Annotated in this window: 21 protein-coding genes; 10 read left to right on the top strand and 11 right to left on the bottom strand. The window is 73.5% G+C overall.

Translation table 11 applies throughout. The features are described 5' to 3' along the window. Positions 1-58: 58 nt before the first annotated feature. The 4 genes from ACZ3I3_RS36275 to yczE all read right to left on the bottom strand — a co-directional run bounded on the left by ACZ3I3_RS36275 (position 59) and on the right by yczE (position 3,513). A complete protein-coding gene (locus ACZ3I3_RS36275; RefSeq protein WP_003977404.1) occupies positions 59-433 on the bottom strand; it encodes an RNA polymerase-binding protein RbpA in 375 nt (124 codons plus the stop codon). A 266-nt stretch (positions 434-699) separates the two neighbouring features. Beyond that, entirely contained in the window at positions 700-2,046 is a 1,347-nt protein-coding gene (locus ACZ3I3_RS36270; RefSeq protein ID WP_467372062.1) for an MFS transporter, read from the bottom strand. A 49-nt stretch (positions 2,047-2,095) separates the two neighbouring features. Further along, positions 2,096-2,863 (bottom strand): glycerophosphodiester phosphodiesterase, encoded by a 768-nt coding sequence (locus ACZ3I3_RS36265; protein ID WP_467372061.1) that lies wholly within the window; start codon positions 2,861-2,863, stop codon positions 2,096-2,098. Continuing rightward, a complete protein-coding gene (gene yczE / locus ACZ3I3_RS36260) occupies positions 2,860-3,513 on the bottom strand; it encodes a membrane protein YczE (protein ID WP_467372060.1) in 654 nt (217 codons plus the stop codon). Before yczE ends, ACZ3I3_RS36265 begins: the two co-directional genes overlap by 4 nt. A 98-nt stretch (positions 3,514-3,611) precedes the next feature. On the opposite strand from yczE, the gene ACZ3I3_RS36255 reads away from it, so the two are divergent. Beyond that, positions 3,612-5,111, top strand: coding sequence for an SCO1417 family PLP biosynthesis transcription factor (locus tag ACZ3I3_RS36255; protein WP_467372059.1), 1,500 nt, complete (start codon positions 3,612-3,614; stop codon positions 5,109-5,111). Between the two features lie 46 nt (positions 5,112-5,157). On the opposite strand, the gene ACZ3I3_RS36250 is transcribed toward ACZ3I3_RS36255, so the two are convergent. Together ACZ3I3_RS36250 and ACZ3I3_RS36245 are read right to left on the bottom strand one after the other, a co-directional pair. Next, a complete protein-coding gene (locus tag ACZ3I3_RS36250; RefSeq protein ID WP_467372058.1) occupies positions 5,158-6,939 on the bottom strand; it encodes a hypothetical protein in 1,782 nt (593 codons plus the stop codon). Positions 6,940-6,988: 49 nt separating this feature from the next. Beyond that, positions 6,989-7,183, bottom strand: a complete 195-nt coding sequence (locus ACZ3I3_RS36245; RefSeq protein ID WP_030843336.1) for a hypothetical protein — start codon at positions 7,181-7,183, stop codon at positions 6,989-6,991. A 299-nt stretch (positions 7,184-7,482) separates the two neighbouring features. On the opposite strand from ACZ3I3_RS36245, the gene ACZ3I3_RS36240 reads away from it, so the two are divergent. The 5 genes from ACZ3I3_RS36240 to ACZ3I3_RS36220 all read left to right on the top strand — a co-directional run bounded on the left by ACZ3I3_RS36240 (position 7,483) and on the right by ACZ3I3_RS36220 (position 13,033). Continuing rightward, entirely contained in the window at positions 7,483-7,875 is a 393-nt protein-coding gene (locus ACZ3I3_RS36240; RefSeq protein ID WP_467372057.1) for an ankyrin repeat domain-containing protein, read from the top strand. Between the two features lie 300 nt (positions 7,876-8,175). Beyond that, complete coding sequence (locus tag ACZ3I3_RS36235; protein WP_467372056.1) at positions 8,176-9,594, top strand: HEAT repeat domain-containing protein; 1,419 nt, start codon at positions 8,176-8,178, stop codon at positions 9,592-9,594. Positions 9,595-9,804: 210 nt separating this feature from the next. Beyond that, positions 9,805-10,932, top strand: a complete 1,128-nt coding sequence (locus ACZ3I3_RS36230; RefSeq protein WP_467372055.1) for a glycosyltransferase family 4 protein — start codon at positions 9,805-9,807, stop codon at positions 10,930-10,932. Further along, the gene (locus ACZ3I3_RS36225) at positions 10,929-12,125 is read left to right on the top strand and encodes a glycosyltransferase (RefSeq protein WP_467372054.1); all 1,197 of its coding nucleotides are present in this window, start codon (positions 10,929-10,931) and stop codon (positions 12,123-12,125) included. The genes ACZ3I3_RS36230 and ACZ3I3_RS36225 overlap by 4 nt, the downstream gene beginning before the upstream one ends. Then, a complete protein-coding gene (locus ACZ3I3_RS36220; protein WP_467372053.1) occupies positions 12,122-13,033 on the top strand; it encodes an SGNH/GDSL hydrolase family protein in 912 nt (303 codons plus the stop codon). The genes ACZ3I3_RS36225 and ACZ3I3_RS36220 overlap by 4 nt, the downstream gene beginning before the upstream one ends. A 33-nt stretch (positions 13,034-13,066) precedes the next feature. Here the strand turns inward: ACZ3I3_RS36220 and ACZ3I3_RS36215 are convergent, their stop codons facing one another. From ACZ3I3_RS36215 to ACZ3I3_RS36195, 5 genes are read right to left on the bottom strand one after another with little or no spacing between them, the layout of a single operon-like run. After that, positions 13,067-13,936: a 5-oxoprolinase subunit C family protein gene (locus ACZ3I3_RS36215; protein ID WP_467372052.1), complete on the bottom strand. Its 870-nt coding sequence runs from the start codon at positions 13,934-13,936 to the stop codon at positions 13,067-13,069. Further along, on the bottom strand, positions 13,933-14,559 hold the full coding sequence (locus ACZ3I3_RS36210; protein WP_467372051.1) for a 5-oxoprolinase subunit B family protein: 627 nt from the start codon (positions 14,557-14,559) through the stop codon (positions 13,933-13,935). The genes ACZ3I3_RS36215 and ACZ3I3_RS36210 overlap by 4 nt, the downstream gene beginning before the upstream one ends. Beyond that, positions 14,556-15,314 carry a LamB/YcsF family protein gene (locus ACZ3I3_RS36205; protein WP_467372050.1) on the bottom strand — a complete coding sequence of 253 codons (759 nt, stop codon included), beginning with the start codon at positions 15,312-15,314 and terminating at the stop codon, positions 14,556-14,558. The genes ACZ3I3_RS36210 and ACZ3I3_RS36205 overlap by 4 nt, the downstream gene beginning before the upstream one ends. A 17-nt stretch (positions 15,315-15,331) precedes the next feature. Then, positions 15,332-16,165 (bottom strand): putative hydro-lyase, encoded by an 834-nt coding sequence (locus ACZ3I3_RS36200; protein ID WP_467372049.1) that lies wholly within the window; start codon positions 16,163-16,165, stop codon positions 15,332-15,334. Continuing rightward, complete coding sequence (locus tag ACZ3I3_RS36195) at positions 16,162-17,463, bottom strand: MFS transporter (protein WP_467372048.1); 1,302 nt, start codon at positions 17,461-17,463, stop codon at positions 16,162-16,164. The genes ACZ3I3_RS36200 and ACZ3I3_RS36195 overlap by 4 nt, the downstream gene beginning before the upstream one ends. Before the next feature lie 171 nt (positions 17,464-17,634). Here ACZ3I3_RS36195 and ACZ3I3_RS36190 point away from each other — a divergent pair, with 171 nt between their 5' ends. The 4 genes from ACZ3I3_RS36190 to ACZ3I3_RS36175 are packed head-to-tail and all read left to right on the top strand — an operon-like array spanning position 17,635 to position 25,537. Continuing rightward, on the top strand, positions 17,635-18,330 hold the full coding sequence (locus ACZ3I3_RS36190; RefSeq protein ID WP_467372047.1) for a GntR family transcriptional regulator: 696 nt from the start codon (positions 17,635-17,637) through the stop codon (positions 18,328-18,330). Positions 18,331-18,387: 57 nt separating this feature from the next. Beyond that, the gene (locus tag ACZ3I3_RS36185; protein ID WP_467372046.1) at positions 18,388-19,914 is read left to right on the top strand and encodes a hypothetical protein; all 1,527 of its coding nucleotides are present in this window, start codon (positions 18,388-18,390) and stop codon (positions 19,912-19,914) included. 31 nt (positions 19,915-19,945) lie between these two features. Then, positions 19,946-20,827, top strand: a complete 882-nt coding sequence (locus ACZ3I3_RS36180) for a hypothetical protein (RefSeq protein ID WP_356928614.1) — start codon at positions 19,946-19,948, stop codon at positions 20,825-20,827. Between the two features lie 60 nt (positions 20,828-20,887). Next, positions 20,888-25,537, top strand: coding sequence for a hypothetical protein (locus ACZ3I3_RS36175; protein ID WP_467372045.1), 4,650 nt, complete (start codon positions 20,888-20,890; stop codon positions 25,535-25,537). Positions 25,538-25,569 lie beyond the last annotated feature (32 nt).

Genomic DNA, 25,569 nt, shown 5'->3' with positions numbered 1-25,569 from the left:
ACGTACGGCGTCCGCGGTCCTTGACGCGCTGTAACTTTCGGCCAGGCCCCGGAGGGACTTACGCCGACTTGCGGCTGTCTCGGGGATGAACCGCGATGTTCATCGCCCCGGAGCGCAGAACCGCCAGGCGCTCCTCGAGGACCTCTTCGAGTTCCTCACGGGTGCGCCGCTCCATCAGCATGTCCCAATGCGTACGCGCGGGCTTGGCCTTCTTCTCTTCAGGGCCATCGCCGTCCACGAGGAGTGCCTGGGCCCCGCAGACCTTGCACTCCCACTCCGGCGGGATCTCCGCCTCGACCGAGAAGGGCATCTCAAACCGGTGCCCCTTCTCGCATGCGTACTCCACGGCCTGGCGCGGGGCCAGGTCGATGCCGCGGTCCGTCTCGTAGCTGGTCACCACGAGGCGCGTGCCGCGAAGAGCTCGCTCACTCATGAATCGTGCCTCCCGGGCTTGTCGCCCACAGGACAGGTGTCGCTGTCGTCGTCATCCGGTCAACGTCCGGTCGGCGGTAAAGATTCCCGTTCCGAGTCCCGTTCCGGGTCATGCGTCGCCGTCGTAGCCGCCCTTGTTGTACCCACCAGCGCCCGGTTTGTCACATCTGCTAGCAGATGTAACCCAGCGTTTCGGCATCTTTGACGCGCAGTAACGGTACGCCTGGCAGGCCAAACGCGTACACTACAGCCCTTTCGCGCTGAGTGCTAAATCCTGTCAGGAACCGGATTCCCCGCTTCTTCGATCGCACGCCGCACCGGAACCCGCGCGAGCAGGGCGAAACCGATGACGAAGAAGCCCACCAGCGAGATGATCGCGTCCCGGTAACTCCCGGTCAGCTGATAGGTGAGCCCGAACAGCAGCGGCCCGAGCCAGCTCATTCCGCGGTCGCTCATCTCGTACGCGGAGAAGTATTCGGCCTCCTTACCGGGCGGGACGAGATGGGAGAACAGGGACCGGGACAGTGCCTGACTGCCGCCGAGGACCAGACCGATGCCGGCGGCCAGGACGAAGAACCACGCCGGTGCCCCGGCCGGCAGGAAGAACCCGGCCGCCAGCGTCACCGTCCACGCCACCAGCGAGCCGAGGATCGTGCGCTTGGCCCCGTACGTCCGGGCCAGCCGGCCCATCGTCAGCGCTCCCACCACCGCCAGCACCTGCACCAGCAGGACCGCCCCGATCAGGGTGGACTGCCCTAGGCCGAGTTCCTCGGAGCCGTAGACCGAGGCCTGGGAGATCACCGTCTGGATGCCGTCGTTGTAGACGAGGTACGCGAGCAGGAAGGCGAGGGTCAGCGGGTGCCGGCGCATGTCGCGGACGGTCGCCGCGAGCTGCCGGAACCCGGGAAGGGCCGCCTCCCGCGCGGCGGACCTGCGATCGCGCAGCCGGGTCAGCGGGATGAGGGCGAACGCGCCCCACCACAGGCCCGCCGACGCCAGGCAGATGCGCACCGCCGTGCTCTCGGAGACGCCGAAGCTGTCGTGCCCGGTGTACAGGACCAGGTCGACGACGAGGACCAGCGAGCCCGCCGCGTAGCCGAAGGCCCAGCCGCGGGAGGAGACCGCGTCCCGCTGCTCGGGCGGGGCGATCTGCGGCAGGTAGGAGTTGTAGAGCATCATCGCCACGGACTGCGCGGCGTTGGCGACGATCAGCAGCGCCCCGCCGAGCAGGTAGCGGTCGCCGTCCAGGAAGAACATGGCCGTCGTGGCCGTGGCCCCCAGGTAGGCGGCGGTGGCGAGCAGGGGCTTCTTGCGGCCGGTGCGGTCGGCGGCGGCGCCCACCAGGGGCATCACCAGTACGGCCACGATCACCGACAGGGACACCGAGTACGCGAAGAAGGACCCGGCGCGCACCGGGATCCCGAGAGGGTGGACGTACCCGTCGGCGTCGGCCGCCGATTCGGCGACCGACGTCAGGTAGGGGCCCAGGAACACGGTGAGCACGCTTGTCGAGTAGACGGAGCAGGCCCAGTCGTAGAAGTACCAGCCGCGCTGCTCGCGCTTGAGTCCCGCGGCGCCGTCGGCCGCCTCCGGACGCGCGGTGTCGGTGCCCACCCGTGCCCTCGCCTCCCCGTGAACGCGCAGGGGCGACCGGCCGGGGGTCTCAGACCCAGACGCCGCGGTCCTCCATGACCTTGCGCAACGTGTCGATGTGATCGGTCATGATGCCATCCACGCCGAGATCCAGAAGCCGGTGCATGCTCTCCGGGTCGTTGACGGTCCACACGTGTACCTGGAGCCCGCGCGCATGGGCGGCGCGGAGGAAACGGTGGTCCACGACCTGGATGCCGGACTGGATCTCGGGCACCTGCGCCGCGACCGCCGAGCGGCGCACCGCCGCCGGCAGCCCCCAGGAGCGCAGCCGCAGGTTGAGCACCCCCCGGGTGCCGTACGAGGTGGCCAGGCGCGGTCCGGCCAGCCGCTGGGCGCGCACCACACGGGCCTCGGAGAACGAGCCGAGGCAGATCCGGTCCCAGGCGTTCGTCCGGCCGACCAGGTCGAGGAAGGGCAGCAGGGCGGCCTCCGCCTTGACGTCGACGTTCCAGCGCACGTCCGGGAAGGTCTCCAGGAGCTCCTCGAAGAGCGGCACCGGCTCCTCGCCCGCCACGCGCGCGGGGCGCACCTCCTGCCAGGGCAGGTCGGCGATCCGGCCGGCGCCGTCCGTCACCCGGTCCAGGGTCGCGTCGTGGAAGGCGACGAGTTGGCCGTCCCGGGTGGCGTGGACGTCGGTCTCGATGTAGCGGTAGCCCGCCTCGACGGCGCACCGGAACTGCCGCACGGTGTTCTCCAGGCCGTCCGCGGCCCCGCCCCGGTGGGCGAAGGCGATCGGGCCGGGATGGTCGAGGTAGGGATGGCGTATCCGCGGGGTCACGGACGCAGTATCGCTCCTCGGGGTTGACCTGTGGCAACGACCGTGCTGCCGCCGGTTGCCGAAGGGACGGCGAACACGCGCAGGAACAGCTGGGCGAGCGGTCCGATGGCCACCGCGTACAGGAGGGTGCCGACCCCGACGGTGCCGCCCAGCGCGAAGCCGGTCGCCACGACCGTGAGCTCGATGCCCGTGCGCACCAGGCGGATCGAGACGCCCGTGAGCTGGTGCAGCCCCGTCATCAGGCCGTCGCGCGGGCCCGGGCCGAAGCGTGCCGCGATGTACAGGCCGGTCGCCGCGCCGTTCAGGACGATCCCCGCCACCAGCAGGCTCACGCGGAGCACCCAGCCGTGCGCGTCGGGCAGCAGGGCCAGCGTCGCGTCCATCGCCATGCCGATGACCAGCACGTTGGAGATCGTGCCCAGGCCCGGCCGCTGGCGCAGGGGGATCCACGCGAGCAGCACCGCGGCGCCCAGGACGGTCAGCACGACGCCGATGGACAGACCGGTCCGCTCGGCGAGGCCCTGGTGCAGTACGTTCCACGGCTCCAGTCCGAGGCCCGACCTGACGAGCAGCGCCGAACTCGCGCCGTACAGAGCGAGACCGACGTAGAGCTGCGTCAGTCGCCGGGCGAGCCGCCGCTGCGTGGACATGATGTACCCCCCTGGTGGTAGTGGACTGATGCATGACACCCTGTGGCTTGGATGGAGAGGCCATCCATGGCCAATCCGGGGAAGGTGGACTGATTCTCATGGCGCAGTGGACCTCGGCCGTGGGTGCGGCGCAGCTCGCGCGGCTGCTCAACTCCCAGCAGGACCGCCCGGCGGGGCCCGGCACGCGACGGCCGCCCGCCTATCGCGCGCTCGCCGACGGCATCCGTCTGCTGGTGCTCGAAGGGCGGGTCCCGGTGGCCGCCCGGCTGCCCGCCGAGCGGGAGCTCGCCCTCTCCCTGTCCGTCAGCCGTACGACGGTCGCCGCCGCCTATGAGGCGCTGCGCAGCGAGGGGTTCCTGGAGTCCCGGCGCGGGGCGGGCAGCTGGACCGCCGTACCCGCCGGGAACCCGCTGCCCGCGCGCGGGCTGGAACCCCTGCCGCCGGAGGCGCTCGGCTCGATGATCGACCTGGGCTGTGCGGCGCTGCCGGCCCCCGAGCCGTGGCTCACCCGGGCCGTGCAGGGCGCGCTGGAGGAACTGCCGCCCTACGCGCACACGCACGGCGACTACCCCGCCGGGCTGCCCGCGCTGCGGTCGATGATCGCCGAGCGCTACACGGCGCGCGGGATCCCGACCATGCCCGAGCAGATCATGGTGACGACCGGGGCGATGGGCGCGATCGACGCGATCTGCCACCTGTTCGCCGGGCGGGGCGAGCGCATCGCCGTGGAGTCGCCCTCGTACGCCAACATCCTTCAGCTGATGCGGGAGGCCGGGGCCCGGCTCGTGCCCGTCGCGATGGCCGAGGGTCTCGCGGGCTGGGACATGGACCGCTGGCGGCAGGTCCTGCGGGACGCCGCGCCCCGGATCGCGTACGTCGTCGCCGACTTCCACAACCCGACCGGCGCGCTCGCCGACGAGGACCAGCGGCGGCAGCTGGTCGACGCGGCCAGGTCCGCGGGGACCGTGCTGATCGCGGACGAGACCATGAGCGAGTTGTGGCTCGACCCTGATGTACAGATGCCGCGGGCGGTGTGTGCCTTCGATCCGGCCGGGTCGACGGTGATCACCGTGGGGTCGGCGAGCAAGGCCTTCTGGGCCGGGATGCGCATCGGGTGGGTGCGCGCCGCTCCGGACGTGATCCGCAGCCTGGTCGCGGCGCGGGCGTACGCGGATCTCGGCACGCCCGTCCTGGAGCAGCTTGCCGTGAACTGGCTCTTCGGCACGGGCGGTTGGGAGAAGGCCGTGGAGGTGCGACGGGCGCAGGCGCGGGAGAACCGGGACGAGATCGTGGCGGCGGTGCGGCGGGCGTTGCCCACATGGGAGTTCGAGGTGCCCCGAGGCGGGCTGACGCTGTGGGTGCGGACGGGCGGTCTGTCCGGCTCGCGGCTCGCGGAAGCCGGGGAGCGGGTGGGCCTGCGGGTTCCGTCCGGACCGCGGTTCGGGGTCGACGGGGCGTTCGAGGGGTATGTGCGGTTGCCGTTCACCGTGGGGGGTGCGGTGGCCGAGGAAGCGGCCGCGCGATTGGCTGCGGCGGCGCGGATCGTGGAGGGCGGGGGTGCGGGGGCCGGTGAGTCGCCGCGGACGTTCGTGGCGTAGGGCCGATCCCCGCAGTGCCTGCGGAGATCGGCCTGACTGACCGCGGCTAGGACGACTTCGTGGGCTTTGTCAGTACGGGCACCGGCTTTCGTTCTGCCGGTTCCGTCAGTACGGGTACTGGCTTGGACGCCACTGGCACCGGCTCCGGCACCGCCTCAGGCTCCGGCGCCGCCTCGGGCTCCGGCACCGCCTCCGGTTCCGACGGCTCCGGCTTGACCTGCCCCGGTTCGCCCTGCCCCGGTTCGACCAGCTCCGGTCCGACCAGCTCCGGTTCTCCCTGCGACGGATCCGGGTCGGGCACCGTCTCCCCGTCCGCCGGTGTCGTGCGGGGCGGAAGGAGGTCCAGCACCGCCTGGCGGAGGGCGTCGGACGTCGCGTCGTCGTACGGGTTGGGTGTGGCCGGGACCTGGAGGCGGTGGACCGGGCCCATGCCCAGACGGGCGTAACCGCGGCCGGGCGGGACCTGGTCGACGGGGGTGGTGTGCGGGGGCGCGCCCAGAACGGACTCGACCTGGTCGGCCGTCGCCGGGCCGAGGACCACGCGCGCGCGGGTGTGCTGCCGTACGGCGTCGGTGAGGGTGTCGAGGCTGTCGAGCTGGTCGGCCACCACCACCGTCACGTTCGCCGGGCGGCCGTGCCGCAGGGGGACCTGGAGGAGAGACTGGGGATCCTTTCGGTCGTCGGCGGCGGCCAGGTGTGTGAACGCCGTCGGGCGGTCCAGGAGGATCCACAGGGGACGCTTGGTGTCGTCGGGCGGCGGGTGGCCCGCCTGGTGGGCGCGGTTGGCGGCGATGAGTCGGCGCTCGGTCTCGCTCGCGGCCCACTCCAGGCTGGCCAGCGCCCCGGTGAGCCCGCACTCGACGGCCAGGACGCCGTCCCGGCCGGTCAGGCAGGCGTACTCGCCGGTCCCGCCGCCGTCGACGATCACCACGTCGCCGTGCTGGAGGGCCTGGAGGGCGATGGACCGCAGCAGGGTCGAGGTGCCGCTGCCGGGCTGGCCCAGGGCGAGCAGGTGGGGCTCGGTCGAGCGCAGGCCAGTGCGCCAGACGACCGGGGGCACGTCCCGCTGCTGTTCGCCGTAGGTGAGGGGGAGCGTGCGGCGGACCTCGGTGGGGTCGGTGAAGCCGAGGACCGTCTCTCCGGGAGTGGTGACGAAACGCTGGGCCGCGATGTCGACGGGCAGCGGCAGGAGCACGCTGACCGTCAACTGGTTGCCCTCCTCGTCCCACGTGAAGTGGTATTCGCGGCCCCGGCCCGACTTGGCCGCGAGCAGGTGCTCGATCCGGGCGCGGGCCTCGGCCTCGCCGTCGGTGAAGTACGCCGGGTAGCGGACCACCAGGTGCGAGATCCGGCCGGCGCCGTCGAACGCGTAGGTGGGGAAGGCCTTGTCCCACGCACCGCCGTGGGCGTACAGCGGCTCGGGGTCCTCGGCAGCGGAGAAGTACGGCACGAGGGCCTCGTAGAGCGCCTTGAGACGCTCTGTCTGCGACTCGTCGGGCCCGTCGGACGCGGCCGGGGCGCGGTCCCGGCCCTTCCAGGCGGCGGCCGCCATCAGGGTGACGGCGGCGCACAGCGGTCCGTACGGCAGCAGCGCCACGACCAGGAGCACGGAGGCGACGAGGAACAGCAGCGCCCCCCGTTTCTCCTTGGGGGTCTCGGTCCATCTGCGCCGTCCGGCCGCTGCCAGCCGGCGCAGACCGCGCGTGATCGTGATCAGCGGGTGGAGGACGTCGGTGGCGCTGTCGGCGGCCGTCCGGGCCAGCTCCCGGCTCCGGGCGAGCTGTGCGCTGCCGTTGCTCAGAATGCGGGGGAGGGGGCGCCGGGCCACTGCTGCCTCCAGAGAGTGCGTACGGGCGGGATGCGTACGGGGAGCGGGGTCAGAACTTGATTCCGCCGAGGAGGCTCGCCAGGCTCTCGCCACCCGCCTTGATGCTCGGGGCGATGGCCGTGCTCGCCAGGTAGAAGCCGAACAGCATCGCGACCACTGCGTGCGATGCCTTCAGCCCGTCCTTGCGGAAGAAGATGAAGACGACGATGCCGAGCAGGACCACGCCTGAGATGGAGAGGATCATTTGAGTTCTCCTGGTTCGCGGGGACAGTCACCATGAGTACTTCCAGGCTCACAGGATGTATCCATACGATTAAAGGTGCAACTGGGTGAAATTCGGACCATTTCCCCCGGTTGGCGGACCGGTCCCCGGCCCGGTCGCGCTGGGCTGTTGCGCTCGGCGAGGTCTGTGGTGATCTTTACCTCGGGCACATCGGGTCATGTGCCGCGCGAGCCAGTACGCTGGCGATTCACTCGTACGGCTGCACCGCTCGCAGACGTACGCGCCCGACGAGACGTGTGAAGTGAGAGGCGGTCCGGCCGATGACCGAAGTCCCCGACCCCGAGGTCGTGGAGCTGGCGACCAAGATCTTCGATCTGGCCCGGCGGGGACAGACGGAGGCGCTCGTGGCGTATGTCGACGCCGGTGTTCCGGCCAACCTCACCAACGACCGCGGCGACTCGCTCGTGATGCTCGCCGCCTACCACGGCCACTCCGAGGCGGTGCGCGCGCTGCTCGCCCGCGGTGCCGAGGCCGACCGGGTGAACGACCGAGGCCAGACCCCGCTCGCGGGAGCGGCCTTCAAGGGCGAGACGGACGTCATCAAGGCCCTCCTGGAGGGCGGCGCCGACCCGTCCACCGGCACGCCCTCGGCGGTCGACACCGCCCGGATGTTCGGCCGGACGGAATTGCTCGAACTGTTCGGCGAGCGCTGAGCCGACCAGTCTGACCTGGAACGACAACGAAAACGGGGGAGGCGGTACAGGGCCGCCGAAATTTCGGTCGCGGCAGATGGAACTGCCGAGTCATCATGACGTCGTGGTTCACGGACGTGATGGCTGGGCAGATGTTGCCGCACCGCGCGGACCGTGACCCGGTCCGCAAGGGCCACCGACGAGAGGCAGAGGAAGATGGTCTACAGCAAGCAGGAAACGGCGGGCACTCCGACGTGTTGTCGCGCGGCCAGGTAGTACACGTCCCCGGTTGCGTCGACGCTTGATGTGAGGCTGTTTCCCATGTTCGATCCGGTCATAGCGCCCAGCGGTACGCTGCTCGGCCTGCTCCAGCGGGGCCGCGGCGACGGCACGCTGCACGCGCTCACCGCCCCGCGCCCCGAGGCGCTGGCGGCGCTGAACCACTGTGTGCTGCGCGATCCCCGCCACGACTGGCAGGTGGAGAACCGCTCCCTCTACTACGCCCGGCTCTTCCTCGACCTGAACGGCGAACTGGACGAGATCGAGGCCCACCTCTTCGGTGCCGAGGACGTCCTCGACACCGAAGAGTCACGCACCGGGCTCGCCCTCGCCGTCCTCGGGCACCTCGCCTCCTACGGCAGGCGGGACGCGCTCGAACTGCTGCGCAGGTACGCCGCCCACGGCTCCAACTGGGCCTGGGCGCTCGACGAACTGGCCCTCAGGGACGACGACGCGGGCCTGCGCGCCCTGGCCGCACCCGTCCTCGCGCGGTTCCCGGCCGATCCGGAGGGCGACGCCGAGCTGGCCGCCACCGTCCGGGACGCCTTCGAACCGCGGCCGTGGCGGCTGTGGGCCGAGGATCCGCGCGAATCCATCGCCACACGCGTGCGTGCCGCCCACGAGACGGGCTGTTTCGACCGCTGGCAGCGGCAGATGCGTCCGGCCGGTCCCCGCCCCGGGTGGAGCGTGCAGGCCGTCTTCGACTGGGCCCAGCAAGGCCTCGAACGGGGCGCGCCACTCCATGTCCCGGCCGCCCGATGTCTCACCGCCGTGGCGGGACCCGAGGACCGGGCCGAGATCATCCAGGCCGCGAAGGACGGCGGCGACGGAGCCCGGTGCACGGCCCTGCGCTACCTCGCCGACGGCAACGATCCCGACGCCCTCGGCCTGATCGAGGGCGCCGTGGCCACCGGCTCCACGGTCGTCGTGGACGCCGCCGTCGAGGCCTTCGAACGCATGCGCTCGCTCGCCGCCGTGAACCAGGCACGCGGCTGGGCGCGGCGGCCGGACGCGCTGGGCGCCGCCGCCGGACGCGTCCTCGCCTGCCGGGGCGGGGCGCAGGACCGCGACCTGGTCCTCGCGGCACTCCGCGAAGCCGTACGGGGCGAGGGCCCCGACGCACCGACCCTGTGGACCCTGGTGGACGGCACCGGACGGCTCGGCATCGCCTGCGCCGCACCCGTGCTCCGCCACATCTACCGCGAGACCGCCTCCTCCCATCTGCGCGGCCGGGCCGCCCGTGCCCTCGCCGCCACCGACCCCTCCTTCGCCTCCGGCTTCGCCGTCGAGTGCCTGTGGGACTGCGAGGAGACCACCCGGGAGATCGCCGCCCGGCACGCCGAGACCGGAGACACCCGTGTCGTCGAGCGACTGCGCCGGCTCGCCGCCGACCCGGCCGAGGAGGCCGAGGTCCAGACGGCCGTCCGCAGCCGGATCGGTCCCGAGGAGACCGCTGTGTGACGCCCCTCCGCGTGAGCGGGTGACCCCCTTTTGTGCAAGGGCGCCGGGGCGGAATCAGGCCGCCCGGGTGAACACGGGATGACTCGCGGGTCAGGAGCGCATGGACGCGGCCTGACCTGCGCGGGTGCGGCTCAGAACGCTCATGGGACGTTCCTCGTCCCGAAAGATCCACGTTGACGCGGCCACGTCCGGCACGGCGACAACACCGGTATGCGTGTCGTCATCGTGACCGAATCCTTTCCCCCCGATGTGAACGGCGTGGCCCATTGCGCGCTCCAGACCGCCCGGCACCTCGTCGATCGCGGTCACACTCCCGTCGTTGTCGCCCCGGCCCCCGCGCCCGGGAACAAGCCCGACGCCGACGTGCCGTGCCCCGTCGTCCACGTCCCCTCCCTCCCGCTCCCCGGCTATCCCCAGGTCCGCGTCGCCCTCCCCAGCCGCCGCCTGGCCGCCACCCTCGTCGAGCACCGCGCCGATGTCGTCCACCTCGCCAGCCCCTTCGTCCTCGGTGTGCGCGGCATGGCCGCCGCCGCCCGCCTCGGCATTCCCTCCGTCGCCGTCTACCAGACCGACCTGGCCGGATACGCCCGCACCTACATGGGCGCCGGAGAGGCCGCCGCCTGGCGGCGGATCCGCTCCGTGCACGGTGCCGCCGACCTCACCCTCGCCCCGTCCAGCGCGGCCCTGCGCGACCTGGAGACCCACGGTGTGCCCCGCGTCGAGCTGTGGCCGCGCGGGGTCGACACCGAACGTTTCCGGCCAGAGCGCCGCGACGAGGCCCTGCGCCGCGAACTCGCCCCGAACGGTGAACTGATCGTCGGCTACGTCGGCCGGCTCGCCCCCGAGAAGCAGGTCGAACTCCTCGCCGGGGCCTGCGGCCTGGAGGGCGTCCGGGTCGTGGTCGTCGGCGACGGCCCGAGCCGGCCCGGCCTGGAGCAGGCGCTGCCCGGCGCGGTCTTCCTCGGCCGCCGCACCGGTGACGATCTGGCCCGGATCTTCGCCTCGCTGGACGCCTTCGTGCACACGGGGCCCTTCGAGACCTTCTGCCAGACCGTGCAGGAGGCCATGGCCAGCGGCCTGCCCGTCGTGGCGCCCGCCGCGGGCGGGCCGCTGGACCTGGTCGCCCACGGGCGCACCGGCCTGCTGGTGCCGCCGCGCGACGCGAGTGCCGTACAAAACGCGGTACGGGCCCTGGCCGCCGATGCCGGGCTGCGGGCCGCCTTCGGCGCCGCAGGGCGGGCGACCGTGGAAGGCCGTACCTGGGCGGCCGTCGGGGACCAGCTGATCGGGCACTACGCGAACGTGCTCGCCGCGCGCAGGACGGTGGTGGCGGCATGAGCGACTCGCGTCCGGGCAAGAGCAGCGGCCAGTCGCTTCGGATCGTGCGGCTCGCCAACTTCGTCGCGCCCGCGTCCGGCGGTCTGCGCACCGCGCTGCGCGAACTCGGCAAGGGCTTCAAGGCGGCCGGGCACGAGCCCGTCCTTGTGATCCCCGGCGAGCGCATGAGCGACCGGGAGACCGAGCAGGGGCGGGTGATCACCCTCCCCGGGCCGCTGCTGCCCGGCACCGGCGGCTACCGCGTCCTCGCCGACAAGCGACGGGTGGCCCGGCTCCTGGAGGAGCTCGCGCCGGACCGGCTGGAGGTGTCCGACCGTACGACCCTCAGGTGGACCGGCAAGTGGGCGCGGCGCGCCCGGATCCCGGCCGTGATGGTCTCCCACGAGACCGCCGACGGCGTGCTGCGCACCTGGGGCCTGCCCGAGGGGGCCGCCCGGCGTACCGCCGACGCCCTCAACGTCCGTACGGCCCACACGTACGCGCGCGTGGTGTGCACCACCGAGTTCGCCGAGCGGGAGTTCGTACGGATCGGGGCACGCAACGTCGTCCGCGCCCCGCTGGGCGTCGACCTGGTGCAGCGCCACCCCGCGCTGCGCGACCCGGAGCTGCGGGCGCGCCACGCGCGCGTGGACGAGACGTTGCTGGTGATGTGCTCGCGGCTGTCCGTGGAGAAGCGGCCCGGCACGGCGCTCGACGCCCTGGAGGCGCTGCGGCGGCGCGGGCGCCGGGCGGTGCTGGTGGTGGCCGGGGACGGGCCGCTGCGCGCCCGGCTCGAACAGCGGGCGCGCGAGAGCGGCCTGCCGGTCACCTTCCTCGGGCACGTCTCCGACCGCGGACTGCTGGGTGCCCTCCAGGCGTCCGCGGACGTGGCGCTGGCACCGGGGCCCGCCGAGACGTTCGGGCTCGCCGCGCTGGAGGCCATGGCGTGCGGCACGCCCGTGGTGGCGAGCGCGTCGTCCGCGCTGTCGGAGGTGATCGGCTCCGCCGGGGCCGTCGCGGGGGACCACGGGGAGGCCTTCGCGGACGCCGTGGACCTGCTGCTGGAACGCCTGGAGGCGGACCGGCGCGAGGGGGCACGCGCGCGTGCGGAGTGTTTCGGGTGGGACGCGGCGGTCGACGCGTTTCTCGCCGCGCACGACGCGGCTGTTCCTGTGCGTCCGGTTCCGCCCTTCGTGCCCGGGGGCGTGGCATGAGACCCCCGTGGTCGGAGGGAGCCCCGAGGTTCGTGGCCCTCGGTGACTCGTTGACCGAGGGCGTGGGTGACCCAGTGGGTGACGGGGCGTGGCGCGGCTGGGCCGCGCTGCTCGCCGCCGGGCTCGGCGGGGGACCCGGCGGGCCCGCCCAGGGATCCGCGGAGTACCCAGACGCACCCGCCCGGTTCACCAACCTCGCGGTGAGCGGGTCGCAGACCCGGGATGTGGTGGAGCGCCAGTTGCCTGCCGCGCTGGAGCTGCGGCCCGACCTCGTGTCCGTCGTCATCGGCGTCAACGACACCCTGCGCTGCACCTTCGACATCCAGGCCGTGGCGGCCCGGCTCGACCAGGTGTACGCGGCCCTCACCGAGCGGGGCGCGGTCCTGCTCACCGCCTGTCTGCCCGACCCGGGCGCCATGCTCGGGCTGCCAGGGCCACTGGCCCACCCGCTGGCGCGGCGGCAGCGGGCCGTGAACGCGGTCGTCCATGCCCTGTCCGACCGGTACGGGGCTGTGCACCTGCACGCCTGCGAGGGCGACTGGATCACGGACCGCGCCCTGTGGAGCGCGGACCGGCTGCACCCCGGAGAGCGCGGGCACCGGCAGCTTGCCCTGCGCTTCCACGCGCTGCTCGCGGAACACGGCCTCGCGACGGGGCCCGCGCCCTCGCCCGAGCCCGAGTTCCCCGTCCCCACCAGGTCGGCGAGCCTGTGGTGGCTGGCCACGGCCGGTACCGGCTGGGTGGCCCGCCGGTGCACCGATCTGCTGCCCCAGCTCCTGACCCTCGCCGCCGACGAGCTCCGGCACCGGGCCCGCGGCACGAGCGCCCGGCTCGATCTGCGGACCTCCGCGGCCGTGTCCGCCGCGCTGGCCGCCCTGTCGGTGGCGGAGCAACCGGACGCGGCCTGAAGGGGCGGCGGCGACCGAGGAGGGCCCGGCGGTTCAGCGGCGCCGTACGGCCACGAAGCGGACCGGCGTGCCCGGAACCGCCTGGGCCGCGGCCGGGAGATCGGCGGCGCGGACCACCGCGATCACCGGGTAGCCCCCGGTGGTCGGGTGGTCGGCGAGGAACACCACCGGCCTGCCGTCGGGCGGGACCTGGACGGCGCCGAGCACCATGCCCTCGCTGGGGAGTTCCCCGGGCCGGGCCCGCTCCAGGGCGGCCCCCTCCGTGCGCAGCCCGATGCGGTTGCTCGCGGGGGACACCCGGTAGGGACGGGAGACGAAGGACCGTACGGCCTCCGGCGTGAACCAGCCGTCGCGCGGTCCGAGTGTCACCCGCAGGACCAGCTCGGCCGGTGGCGCCGGCTGCGGGGCGACGTCCACGCGCGCGTGCACGCCCGCCGGCCGGCCCAGGGGCAGCACCGCGCCGTCCGCGAGCGGCGGCGGGCCGAGCCCCGACAGCAGGTCCGTCGAGCGGCTGCCGAGCACGGTCTCGACGGTGATGCCCCCGCAGACGCCCACGTAGCTGCGCAGGCCCGACACGGCGGGCCCGACCTCCAGGAGCGCCCCGGCGGGCACGCGCACCGGCGCGCCCCAGGCGACGGGCCGTCCGTCCACCGTGACCCGGCAGGGCGCGCCCGCCACGGCCACGGTGACGGTGCAACGGGGGCGTACGGCACAGCCGTTGACGGTCGTCTCCAGCACGGCCGCCTCGGGCGGGTTGCCCGTCAGCCGGTTGACGAGGTCCGCCGCGGGCCGGTCCAGTGCCCCGGAGCGCGGCACACCGAGGTGGGCGTGCCCGGGGCGCCCCAGGTCCTGCACGGTGGTCAGGGCCCCGGCTCGGACGACGGCGAGCGCACGGTCGGTCATGGGTGCCCCACCGGCTCGACGGGGACGAACCGCACGCGCGTGCCCGGCGACAGCAGCGCGGCCGGCACGCGCGTGTGGTCCCACAGGACGGCGTCCGTCGTGCCGATCAGCTGCCAGCCGCCCGGCGACGAGCGCGGGTACACGCCCGTGTACGGGCCCGCCAGCGCCACGGAACCCGCCGGGACGGCCGTGCGCGGGGTGGCCCGGCGCGGGACGTCGTAGCGCGGCGGCAGGCCGGTGAGGTAGGCGAAGCCCGGTGCGAAGCCGCAGAAGGCGACCCGGAACTCCGTGCGCGCGTGAATGCGGGCTACCTCCGGCTCGGGCACGCCCCAGTGCGCGGCGACGTCGGCCAGGTCCGGACCGTCGTAGCGCACCGGGATCTCGACCGCCTCACGCGCGCGTGGGGGAGCGGGCGGCAGGTCGGCGGCGGTCAGTTCGGCGGCCACCCGGGCGGGGGCGTCGAGGCCGTCGAGCAGGACCGTGCGGGCCGCGGGCACGATCTCGCGGGCCGCCAGCGAGCCCTCCGCGCGGCGGCGCAGCAGCTCGGCGTGCAGGGCCTGGGCCTCGTCGCCCGAGGAGACCTCGACGAGCAGGGCGTCCTCGCCGACCGGCAGGACCTTCATGCGAAGGCCTCCACCCGGACGCCCGACGCCTCCAGTCGCTCCCGGACGCGGCGTGCCAGCTCCACCGCGCCGGGTGTGTCGCCGTGCAGGCACAGGGAACGCGCGCGTACCTCGATCCGGGTCCCCGAGTGGGAGACGACCTCGCCGGAGCGGGCCAGGCCCAGCGACCGCTCCACGACGGTGTCGGGGTCGGTGACCACGGCACCCTCCAGCGAGCGCGGCACGAGCGTGCCCGCGTCGGTGTACGCCCGGTCCGCGAACGCCTCCGTGACGACCGGCAGTCCGGCCTTCCCGGCCAGCTCCAGCAGGCGCGAGCCGGGCAGGCCCAGCACGGGCAGGGTGGCGTCCGCGAGGAGCACGCCGTCGACGACCGCGGCGGCCTGCCCCTCGTCGTGCACGACCCGGTTGTAGAGCGCGCCGTGCGGCTTCACATAGGCCACGCCGGCACCCGCAGCGCGGGCGAAGACCTCCAGGGCGCCGATCTGGTAGGCCACCTCGGCCGCCAGTTCGGCGGACGGCACGTCCATCGCGCGCCGCCCGAATCCGGCCAGGTCCCGGTAGGACACCTGGGCGCCGATCCGGACGCCGCGCTCGGCCGCCAGCTCGCACACCCGGCGCATGGTGGGAGCGTCCCCGGCGTGGAAGCCGCACGCCACGTTGGCGCTGGTGACGACCGACAGCAGCTGTTCGTCGTCGGTGAGCCGCCAGCGGCCGAAGCCCTCGCCGAGGTCGGCGTTCAGGTCGATGCAGGCCATGTATCCAGTGTCTCCTGTCAGGCCACGCGGTACTGCTCGTCGCGGGCGTCGGTGAGGAACATCTGCCCCGGGGCGTGGGTGAGGGCGAACGGCGGGCGCGAGGCCATCACGGCCGCCTGCGGGGTCACTCCGCAGGCCCAGAACACCGGGATGTCGTCCGGCTCGGGGGCCACCGGGTCGCCGAAGTCGGGGCGGCCGAGGTCGTCGATGCCGAGCCCCGCGGGATCGCCGCAGTGCACGGGGCTGCCGTGCACCGCCGGCAGCAGACTGCTCTCCCGGATCGCCGCCGCCAGATGCGGGGGCGGCACCGGCCGCATGGACACCACCAGCGGCCCGTGCAGCCGGCCCGCCGGACGGCACTGCCGGCTGGTGACGTACATCGGGACGTTGCGGCCCTGCTCGACATGGCGGATCGGCACGCCCGCCTCGCTCAGCGCCCACTCGAAGGTGAAGCTGCACCCGATCAGGAACGACACCAGGTCGTCCCGCCAGTACGCGCGCACATCCGTCGGCTCGTCCACCAGCTCGCCGTCCCGCCACACCCGGTAGCGCGGCAGGTCGGTGCGCAGGTCCGCGCCCTCCGCCAGCACGGTGGTCCAGGACCCGGCGTCGGTGACGTCGAGGACGGGACACGGCTTGGGGTTGCGCTGGCAGAACAGCAGCATGTCGTAGGCCCAGTCGGCGGGCACCGAGATCAGATTGACCTGGGTGTGGCCCGCCGCGACCCCGGCGGTGGGGCCCGTGAGGCCCTCCCGGAAGCGGGCGCGGGCCGTTCGCGGGCTCCACGCGCGCGCGTGCTCGTCGACGAGGACGACGGGACGGTCCCCGGTCTCGGTGCCGGTGCGGTTCATGTGAGCTCCTTCCCGCGCGTCTCCGGCAGCCCGAGCAGCGCCAGGGCCGCGATGCCGTACCCGATCGCCCCGAAGACCAGTGCGCCGCCCACGCCCCAGCTGTCGGCGAGGAACCCGACCGTGGTGGGGAAGACGGCACCCACCGCGCGACCGGTGTTGTACGTGAACCCCTGCCCCGTGCCGCGCACCGCCGTCGGGTACAGCTCGCTCAGGTACGAGCCGAAGCCGCTGAAGATGGCCGACATGCAGAACCCGAGCGGAAAACCGAGCACCAGGATCAGGGTGTTGGCGCCGCTCGGGATGTTCGCGTACGCCAGGATGCAGATCGCCGACAGCAGGGCGAAGAGCCAGATGTTGCGCCGCCGTCCCAGCTTGTCGGTGAGGTAACCGCCCGTCAGGTAGCCGATGAAGGCACCCGATATCAGGAACGTCAGATAGCCGCCGGTGCCGACGACCGACAGGTCGCGCTCGGACTTGAGGTAGGTGGGGACCCAGGTGGCCAGCGTGTAGTAGCCGCCCTGGACGCCGGTCGAGAGCAGTACCGCGAAAAGGGTCGTCCGCAGCAGGCCGGGCTTGAAGATCGCCGTGAACGAGCCCTTCTCCGTGCTCTGTTCACGAGCGGCGGCCGCCTCGGGAGCGTCGTGCACGCTGCGCCGCACCCAGATGACGAGCAGCGCGGGCAGCGCCCCGGTCCAGAACATGATGCGCCAGGCCAGGTCGTCACCGGCCACCGAGAAGATGAGGGTGTAGGCGATCACGGCCATGCCCCAGCCCACGGCCCAGGAGCTCTGGATCGCGCCGAGTGTGCGCCCCCGGTGCTTGGCGCTCGCGTACTCGGCGACCAGGATCGCGCCGACCGCCCACTCGCCGCCGAAACCGAGGCCCTGGAGGGCCCGGAAGACCAGCAGCGTCTCGTAGTTGGGCGCGAAGCCGCAGGCGACGGTGAAGACCGCGTAGGTGATCACCGTGAGCATCAGGGCCTTCACCCGGCCGATGCGGTCCGCGAGGACGCCCGCGAGGGCGCCGCCGATCGCGGAGACCACCAGGGTGACCGTCGTGAAGAGGCCGGTCTGGCCGCTGCTCAGCCCGAAGTAGGCGGAGAGCGCGACCATGCTCAGCGGCAGCGTGAAGTAGTCGTACGAGTCCAGGGCATAGCCGCCGAAGGCCCCGGCGAACGCGCGCCGGCCGCGCGGGCCCAGGGCGCGCAGCCAGCCGAACGCACCGTCGCCAGTGGGGTGTTCGGCCGCCACGGTGCCTGCGTCGTCGGTCAGGGCCTGCGGTGGAGGAGTCGAGCTCATGGGCACCTCGAAGAGGGGGACGGAGGGTGCTTCGGACTGAGCAGTGGGGGTGCTCTGGGAGTGAGCTCGGTCGCTTCGGGAGCGAGCCGTGCCTAGCACCGTAGAGGATTGTTCAACGATCCCTCAATACGCATGTTGGTTCGTTCTTGTGATCTGCGATTGAATTCCGGCATGGCAGAGCAGCTGAAGGACCTCTCCGACGACCGGGCTCTCCTGGGGCGCACCAGCACCGCCGAACGCGTCTCGGACATCCTCAGGAGCCGGATCGCCGAGGGCTACTTCCCGCCCGGGACCCGGCTGTCGGAGGACAGCATCGGCGGCGCGCTCGGCGTCTCCCGCAACACCCTGCGCGAGGCGTTCCGGCTGCTCACACACGAACGCCTGCTCGTCCACGAGCTGAACCGGGGCGTCTTCGTCCGGGTCCTGACCGTCGAGGACGTCGAGGACATCTACCGCACCCGCAGACTCGTCGAGTGCGCGGTCGTGCGAGGTCTCGACGAGCCGCCCTACGGCCTCGACGGGCTGGCCGGCGCCGTGGAGGAGGGGCGGCGGGCGGCGCGGGAAGGCGACTGGAAGGGCGTGGGCACGGCCAACATCCACTTCCACCGGGAGCTGGTCGCCCTCGCGGCGAGCGAGCGCACCGCCGAGCTGATGCGGAGTGTCTTCGCCGAACTGCGCCTCGCCTTCCACGTGGTGGACGAACCACAGCGATTGCACGAGCCGTACATCGCGCGAAATGTCATGATCCTGGAGGCTCTTCAGGCGGGGGACCGGGACAAGGCCGAGCGTCTGCTCGCCGGTTACCTCGACGACTCGCTGGAACGGGTCGTCGAGGTGTACCGGCGGCGGGTGGGCGAGGACGGCTGACCAGGCCCACCCGCGTCGTTTGGGTCGTTGTCAGACCCAGGACCTAGTCTGTGCACCGTGACTTCGCCTGCATCGACGGACAGCGTTCCGCCCCAGCTCAGCGCGGGGCCGCGCCCTGCCCCGGGGCCGGCCGCCGACGAGGGCCTGGCGCGGCGCCTGCGCGCGCTCGCCTGCACCGCGCCGCTGCACGACCTCGACGCGCGCAAGGCCAACCTCGCCGGCGAGTACTCGGTGTACGGCATGGCGGAGGTCGCCCTCGCGGCCATCGACCTCGTCACCCTCAACATGGACTTCGACACGGGCGCGGACCACGACCAGATCGTCGCCCGCCTCGTCCCCCGCATCGCCGCCCAGGCACCGCAGCGGCCCGCCGCCGAGCACGAGCGGGTGGCCCGCTGGGTCCTGGAGAACCTGATCAACGTCGGCAGCGTCGACCGCGGCTTCCGCGCGGTGTACGGCACGTTCGGGGCGGACGGCACGTACGTGCGCCGTGACTACGACTTCAAGCTGATCGAGGAGGTCCCGGGCCCGGGCGGCGCGGTGTACCTGCGCACGACGGACGAGGCGGTCAACGTCCTCGTCGGCGCCCTCGACACGGACGTCACCAGCGCGCAGATCGCCGCCGAGGTCAAGCTGGAGGTGCTGATCAGCCGCGGCCGGCTCGCCGACGCCCAGCTCGCGGCCGAACAGGCCCGCTACCGCACCGTGCAGTACTCGGAGACCCTGCGCCGCGCCCTGGACGCGACCCGGCGCAACGTGCGCGCGGTGGACTGGCTCACCACCGTGCCCGACATGATCGCCGAGGCCCTGGAGCACGTGGCCGACCGCTACCGCCACGAGAACGCGATCCTCACCAACATCCGCAAGGCCCGCGACGAGTCCGAGGAGCCCGAGCACAAGCGCCGCGCCGCCGAGCTCGTCGACATCGTCAAGGATTGCATCCGGCGGCACACGCAGTTGCAGTCCCGGCTGCTCGAGGCCGGACCGCTGTTCCGCGCCGAGCAGGACCGGCAGGCCTTCGCCACACCGGCGACCACCTCGGGAATAGACCTCTACGGGCACCTCGTCTCACCCGTCCTGCCGCTGCCGCTGGAGCAGGCCGTGCGCGTCACGGACGCGTTCTTCGGGCGTGGCACCGGGTTGCGTACGCCGGTGTCCGTCCGGGTCGGGGACCTGGTCGACATACTGCTGACGCCGCCGGTGGAGCGAGAGCACCTGGGTGCCGAGATGCCCGAGCCGGACCTCATTGCCACGCCCGACGACAGCCGGTTCAGCGAGGAGCAGATGGCGGCGGCGCAGGAGCTGCTCGACCTGCCGGCGGACGCACCCCGCCGGTTGTCCGGGCTGCTGGCCGAGGCCCGGCGGCAGGATCCCGAGCTGCCGTACCTGGTGGCCTTGCTGGCGGTGCACGCGGCCAGTCCGCCGGTCGGTACCGCCTATCGCCAGGGCGAGCAGAAGCTGCTGTTCGCCGTGGACGACGGGACCGAGCTCGATGATCCGGAGTTCGGCGGGGCGGATCTGATCGTCGGTACCGCGCTGCTGGACGCGGCGGGGATGGCGGCGGACCGGACGGAAGCAGCATGAGTCAGTACGAGTGGCACAAGGAGTCCCGACCGTGAGCGAGCATGTCGAGTGGAGTGAACCGGAAGGCCCGGCCCCGACGGCCTCGGCCGCCGTCACCCCCGCCGACGCCGCCGACGCGGCGCGGCTCGTGTCCTTCGGGCTGCAGCCCAAGCTCCAGCCCGCGCGCGACCAGGAGTACGCGGACCTGCTGCGGCGCTACCGCGAGGACCCGCCCTTCGCGCGGCTCGCCGACGCCGTGGCGACCGGACTGGGGCTGATCGTGCTGGAGGTGTCCCCGCGCGCGGGCATGGCCGTGACCGCCGCGGAGGACTCGGTGTTCGCCGTCCGCATGGGCGACTACGCGCGTCGTACGTCCGCCGATGGCGGCGACCGGTTCCTGCACGGGCTCGCCCATCTCGCCGTCGCCGCCATGGCGTTCCCCCGCCCCGAGGACCTCGCCGACGACGGCTACATCGGCCGCGTCACGGTCAACGGCGTCGACGCCTTCGTCCGCCAGGCCTGCCGCCGCCTGGAGGAACGGGCCGCCGAACAGGGCGAGAACACCGACCCGGCCACCGACGCGCCCGGACTGGAGGCCGCCTGGCGGATCTGGGTGCGGCGCAGCTCGACCGGGGCCACCAAGGACGCGCGCCGGCTCGCCGGTTCGACCACCGGCATCGTCGCCAAGGCCGTCGCGTTCCTCACCGACTCCGGTTTCCTCCAGCGCACCGGCGACGACAACGGCGGCACGTACCGCACGACCGCCCGCTACCAGCTCCAGGTCCGCGACATGGCCGGCAGCGCCGCCCTGGCCGAGCTGCTGGAACTGGGCGTCGTCCCGGTCACCGACGGCACACCGACCCTGCTGCCCCCCGAGGAGAGCGACGACCTGGAGCTGGTCGCCGACGCCGGGCTGCCGTTCCACTCCTCCTGAACTCCCCGCCTCGCCACTCCTGCTGAACCCCCACCTCACGAAGCCTTACGAGAGTCCGCCATGTACGAGCTGTCCCGGGTCCGCCTCTACTCCATCGGGCCCGCCGGTGCGCGCTACGCCGACACCGTGCTTGACCTGCGCGGCGTGGGCGAGCCCGTGCCCGATCCCGCGCCCACGCAGGCGGAGTTCTTCGAGGAGGAGCCCGTCGGCCCGCCGCGCCGGCCGGCGCCCGCGGGCGTGCTCTTCCTGGAGAACGGCGGCGGCAAGTCGGTGCTGCTCAAACTAATCTTCTCCGTGATGCTGCCGGGGCACCGCAACACCCTCGGCGGCGCCAGCTCCGGTGTGCTGCGCAAGTTCCTGCTCGCCGACGACTGCGGCCATGTCGCGCTGGAGTGGCAGCACGTGCTGACCGGCGAGTGCGTCGTCGTCGGCAAGGTCAGCGAGTGGCGCGGGCGGCAGGTCTCCAACGACCCGCGCAAGTTCGCCGAGGCCTGGTACTCCTTCCGGCCCGGGCCCGGGCTGAGCCTCGACAACCTCCCCGTGGCCGAGTCCACCGCCGTACGGACCCCGGTCGAGGGCCAGTCGGGCGCGCGCGGCCGGCGTCGCACCATGAAGGGCTTCCGCGACGCCCTCACGGAAGCGGGAAAGACGTACCCGCACCTGGAGGTGCACTGGGAGGAGATCCACGACCGCTGGATCGAGCACCTCGGCGACCTCGGACTCGACCCCGAACTCTTCCGCTACCAGCGGGAGATGAACGCCGACGAGGGCGAGGCCGCCGGCCTCTTCGCGGTCAAGAAGGACGCCGACTTCACCGACCTGCTGCTGCGCGCCGTCACCGACACCCGCGACACCGACGGGCTCGCCGACCTGGTCAGCGGCTTCGGCAACAAGCTGGGCCGACGCGCCGAGCTGATCGCCGAACGCGACTTCACCGCCGGGTCCGTCGACCTGCTCGGGCGGATCGTCGAGGCCGCCGAGGCGCGCTCCCGCGCGCGGGACATCCACACCGCGGCCGAGCGCCGTACCCGGACCCTGGCGCGCAGACTGTCCGCGCGTGGCGTGCGGGAGCGGGTCCGGGCCGCCGACCTCGCACAGCGGGTCACCGCCGCCGCGTACGCCGTCACCCACGCCGAGGCGGCCCGCGAGCGCAGCGCGCTGATCTCCGCCGAACTGGCCTACCGGCACGCCTCGCTGGCCCTCGCCGCCGCCGAGAAGTCCGCCGCCGCCCAGAAGCGCGAACTCGCCGACGCCCGCACGCTGTACTCGGCGTGGCAGGCGGCCGAGGCCGTCCTGCGCCACCGCGCCGCCGCCGACCGCGTCGCCCGCGTGTCCGCCGCGATCCAGGAGGCGGAGCGCGACGCCGCCCCGGCCCTGGCCGCCCGTTCCAAGGCCGCCGTCGACCTCGTACGGGCCCTGCACGCGGCCGCGGAGAACGCCGAGAACCACGCCAACGAGGAGGAGGAGCGCTCCGCCGCCCTCCAGGAGGTCAGCGACGCCGCCTACCGGGACTCCACCGCCGCCGCCACACAGGCGCAGCGGGCCCGCAGCGAGATCGGGCACCTCAAGCAGCGCCTCGCCGAGGTCGAGCAGGAGACCGCCGAGGCGGTACGGGCAGGCTGGCTCGACGACAGCGCGCCCGACGCCGACCCGGCCCGGGCGGCCCTGGCCGCCAGCGACGCCGAGAAGACCGCCGTCGCGGCCTGGGACTCGGCCCGCGAGGCGTCCCACCGGGCCACCGAGCACGCGCGCGAGGCCGCCGCCGCCGAGACCCGCGCGGAACTGACCGCGGCCCGCGCGGCGGACGCGGCGACGGCCGCCGAGCGGTCGTACGAGGCCGAGCGCCGCACCGCCGAGGCACTGGCGGGGGAGGAGCGGCTGGCGGAACTGCTCAGCCTGACCCCCGAGACCCGCCCCGAGACCCGCCCGGGCATCCCGCAGCCCCGCCACGGCACGGACAGCGAGCCGGCCACCCGGCCCGCCCCCGGCGAGCACGGCCTCAGCCCCGAGGAGCTCGACCGCTTCGCCGACGACCTGCGCGACCTGCTCGACGACGCCGTCAGCTCCGCCGAACGGCAGCTGTTCGACCTGCGTACGGCCGCCGCCGACGACTCCCGCATCCTCGGCGCGCTCGGTGACGGCGGGCTGCTGCCGCCCGGCCCGGACGTGCTGGCCACGGTCGAGTTCCTCGGCGAGCACGGCATCCCCGCGCTGCCCGGCTGGCGCTACCTCGCCCAGGCCGTCGACCCGGCCGACCACGCGCGCGTGCTGGCCGCCCGGCCCGAACTGGTCGACGGCGTGATCATCACCGACCCGGACTCCCACGCACGCGCCCGGGAGGCACTGGGCGACGCGGCGCTGCTGCCCCGTTCCGCCGTGGCCGTCGGCACCGCCGCCGCCCTGCTCGCCCCGACCCCCGCCCCGGACACGGACAGCGGTGACGTGTTCCTCGTCCCGCCGAACCCTGCCATGCACGACGAGCACGCCGCCGACGAGGAGCGGCAGGCGCTGCGCGCCCGGGCGACCGAGCGGGACGAGGAGATCCGCACACTCGCCGCCCGGCTCGGCAAGGACCGGGAACTGGCCGCCCGGCTCGCCTCCTGGCGCACCGGCTGCCCGGCCGGCCGACTGACCGAACTGGCCCAGGCCGCACACGACACCCGCGCGTTCGCCGAGGAGTCGGAAGCCGAGCTGGCCGAGGCGCGCACGGTGCGGGCCGAGGCCGACGAGGCCGCCGCGGAGGCCGCGCGCGTCCGGGACGAGCGGCAGGAGGCCGCCCAGAAGGCCCGCCGCTCCGCCGACGCCCTCGCCGGGCTCGCCTTCCGGCTGCGCGAGCGGGCCGGCTGGCAGGTCAAGCTGCGCGAACTGGCCGACGAGGCCGCCGAGTCCGAGGCGAGCGCTCAGGCCTGCCTGGAGCGGGCCCGAGCCGCCGACGAGGACCGGCGGGCCGCCCAGCGCGCCGCCGACGACGCCCGCCGCACCGCCCGCGCCCTGCGCGCCGAGCGCTCCGAGATCGCAGGCGCCCCCGACGACGTACCCGAGGACGACGCCCAGACCCCGAAGGCCTCCCTGCCCGCCCTGCGCGAGGCCTACCGGGCGGCTTCGCAGCTGTACGAGAAGGTCGGCGTCGGCGCCGACCTGCGGGCCGAGCAGGCCCGCGCGGAGAGCGACGAGAGCGCGGCCCGCGCGGAGCTGGACCGGCTGAGCAACAAGGTCCGTACACGCGCCGAGCAGCTCCTCGAGTCTCCCGGCGGCTCCGACGGACCCAGCCGTCAGGCCGCCGCCGCCCGCGCCGAGGAGCTGGTGCAGCTCCTGGAGACCCGTATGTCGAGCGCGAGCGAGCAGCTCGGGCGGCTGCGCGGCGAGGCCGAACGGCTAGCGCCCGAGGACGGCGAGGCGCACACCGACCTCCCCGAGGAGCGCCGGCCGCGCGACGCCGAGCACGCGCAGACCCTGCTGCGCACCGCCACGGCCGAACTCGCCTCCCACACCGAGGCGCTGAACCAGGCACGCGAGGCGCACGCCGAGCTCCTCGACGCCCACCGCGCCGCCGAGGACGCGGCGAGCGGCTTCGACGAGATCGCCGCCATGCTCCGCGACCTGCTGCGTGAGCACACCACGGAGGAGGAGCAGGAGGAGGCCGAGCCGTACCCCGGCAGTCCGGAGGAGGCCCGGCAGTCGGCCGCCGAAGCCCGCCGCTCCCTGCGCGGCTGCGCCGCCGACCTGTCCGCCGCCGAGGCCGCCGTCCGCGAGGCCAGCGACATCCTCGTCCGGCACGCCAACTCCACGCGTTACGAGCAGGTCCGCACCCCGGCACGGCAGCAGATCCGCGAACTGCCCGCCTCCGCACTGCCCGAACACGCCCAGAAGTGGGCCGACGCCTTCGCGCCCCGGCTCCGGGTCCTGACCGACGAGCTGGAGCAACTGGAGCGCAACCGCGACTCGATCGTGGACCGGCTGCGCGGCCTGGTCGAGTCGGCCCTGGCCACGCTGCGTTCCGCCCAGCGCCTCTCCCGCCTCCCGGAGGGTCTCGGCGAGTGGTCGGGACAGGAGTTCCTCCGCATCCGCTTCGAGGAACCCGACCAGGCCACGCTCACCGAGCGACTGGGCGAGGTCATCGACGAGGCGACCCGCGCTGCCGTCAAGAAGAACTCGGACCTGCGGCGGGACGGCATGTCCCTGCTGCTGCGGGGCGTCGCCGCGGCCCTCCAGCCCAAGGGCGTCGCCGTCGAGATCCTCAAACCCGACGCGGTGCTGCGCGCCGAGCGTGTCCCCGTCGGGCAGATGGGCGACGTCTTCTCCGGCGGCCAGCTCCTCACCGCCGCGATCGCCCTGTACTGCACGATGGCCGCGCTGCGCTCGAACGACCGGGGCCGCGACAAGCACCGGCACGCCGGCACGCTGTTCCTCGACAACCCCATCGGCCGCGCCAACGCCACGTACCTGCTGGAACTCCAGCGGGCGGTGTCGGACGCCCTGGGCGTCCAGCTCCTCTACACCACCGGCCTGTTCGACACCACGGCGCTCGCTGAGTTCCCCCTGGTCATCCGCATGCGCAACGACGCCGACCTGAGGGCCGGCCTCAAGTACATCAGCGTCGAGGAACACCTCCGCCCTGGGCTGCCGCAGCAGCCGCAGGCGGGGGAGGCGGTACACAGCGAGATCACGGCGACCAGGATGTACAAACGCCCCGCGTCCACGACGCCTTAGGGGAGCGCGGACCTGTGCGACCAGCCGCTACT

The organism is Streptomyces sp. NPDC016851 (assembly GCF_055562795.1).
This window is presented reverse-complemented; position numbering and strand designations above follow the sequence as displayed.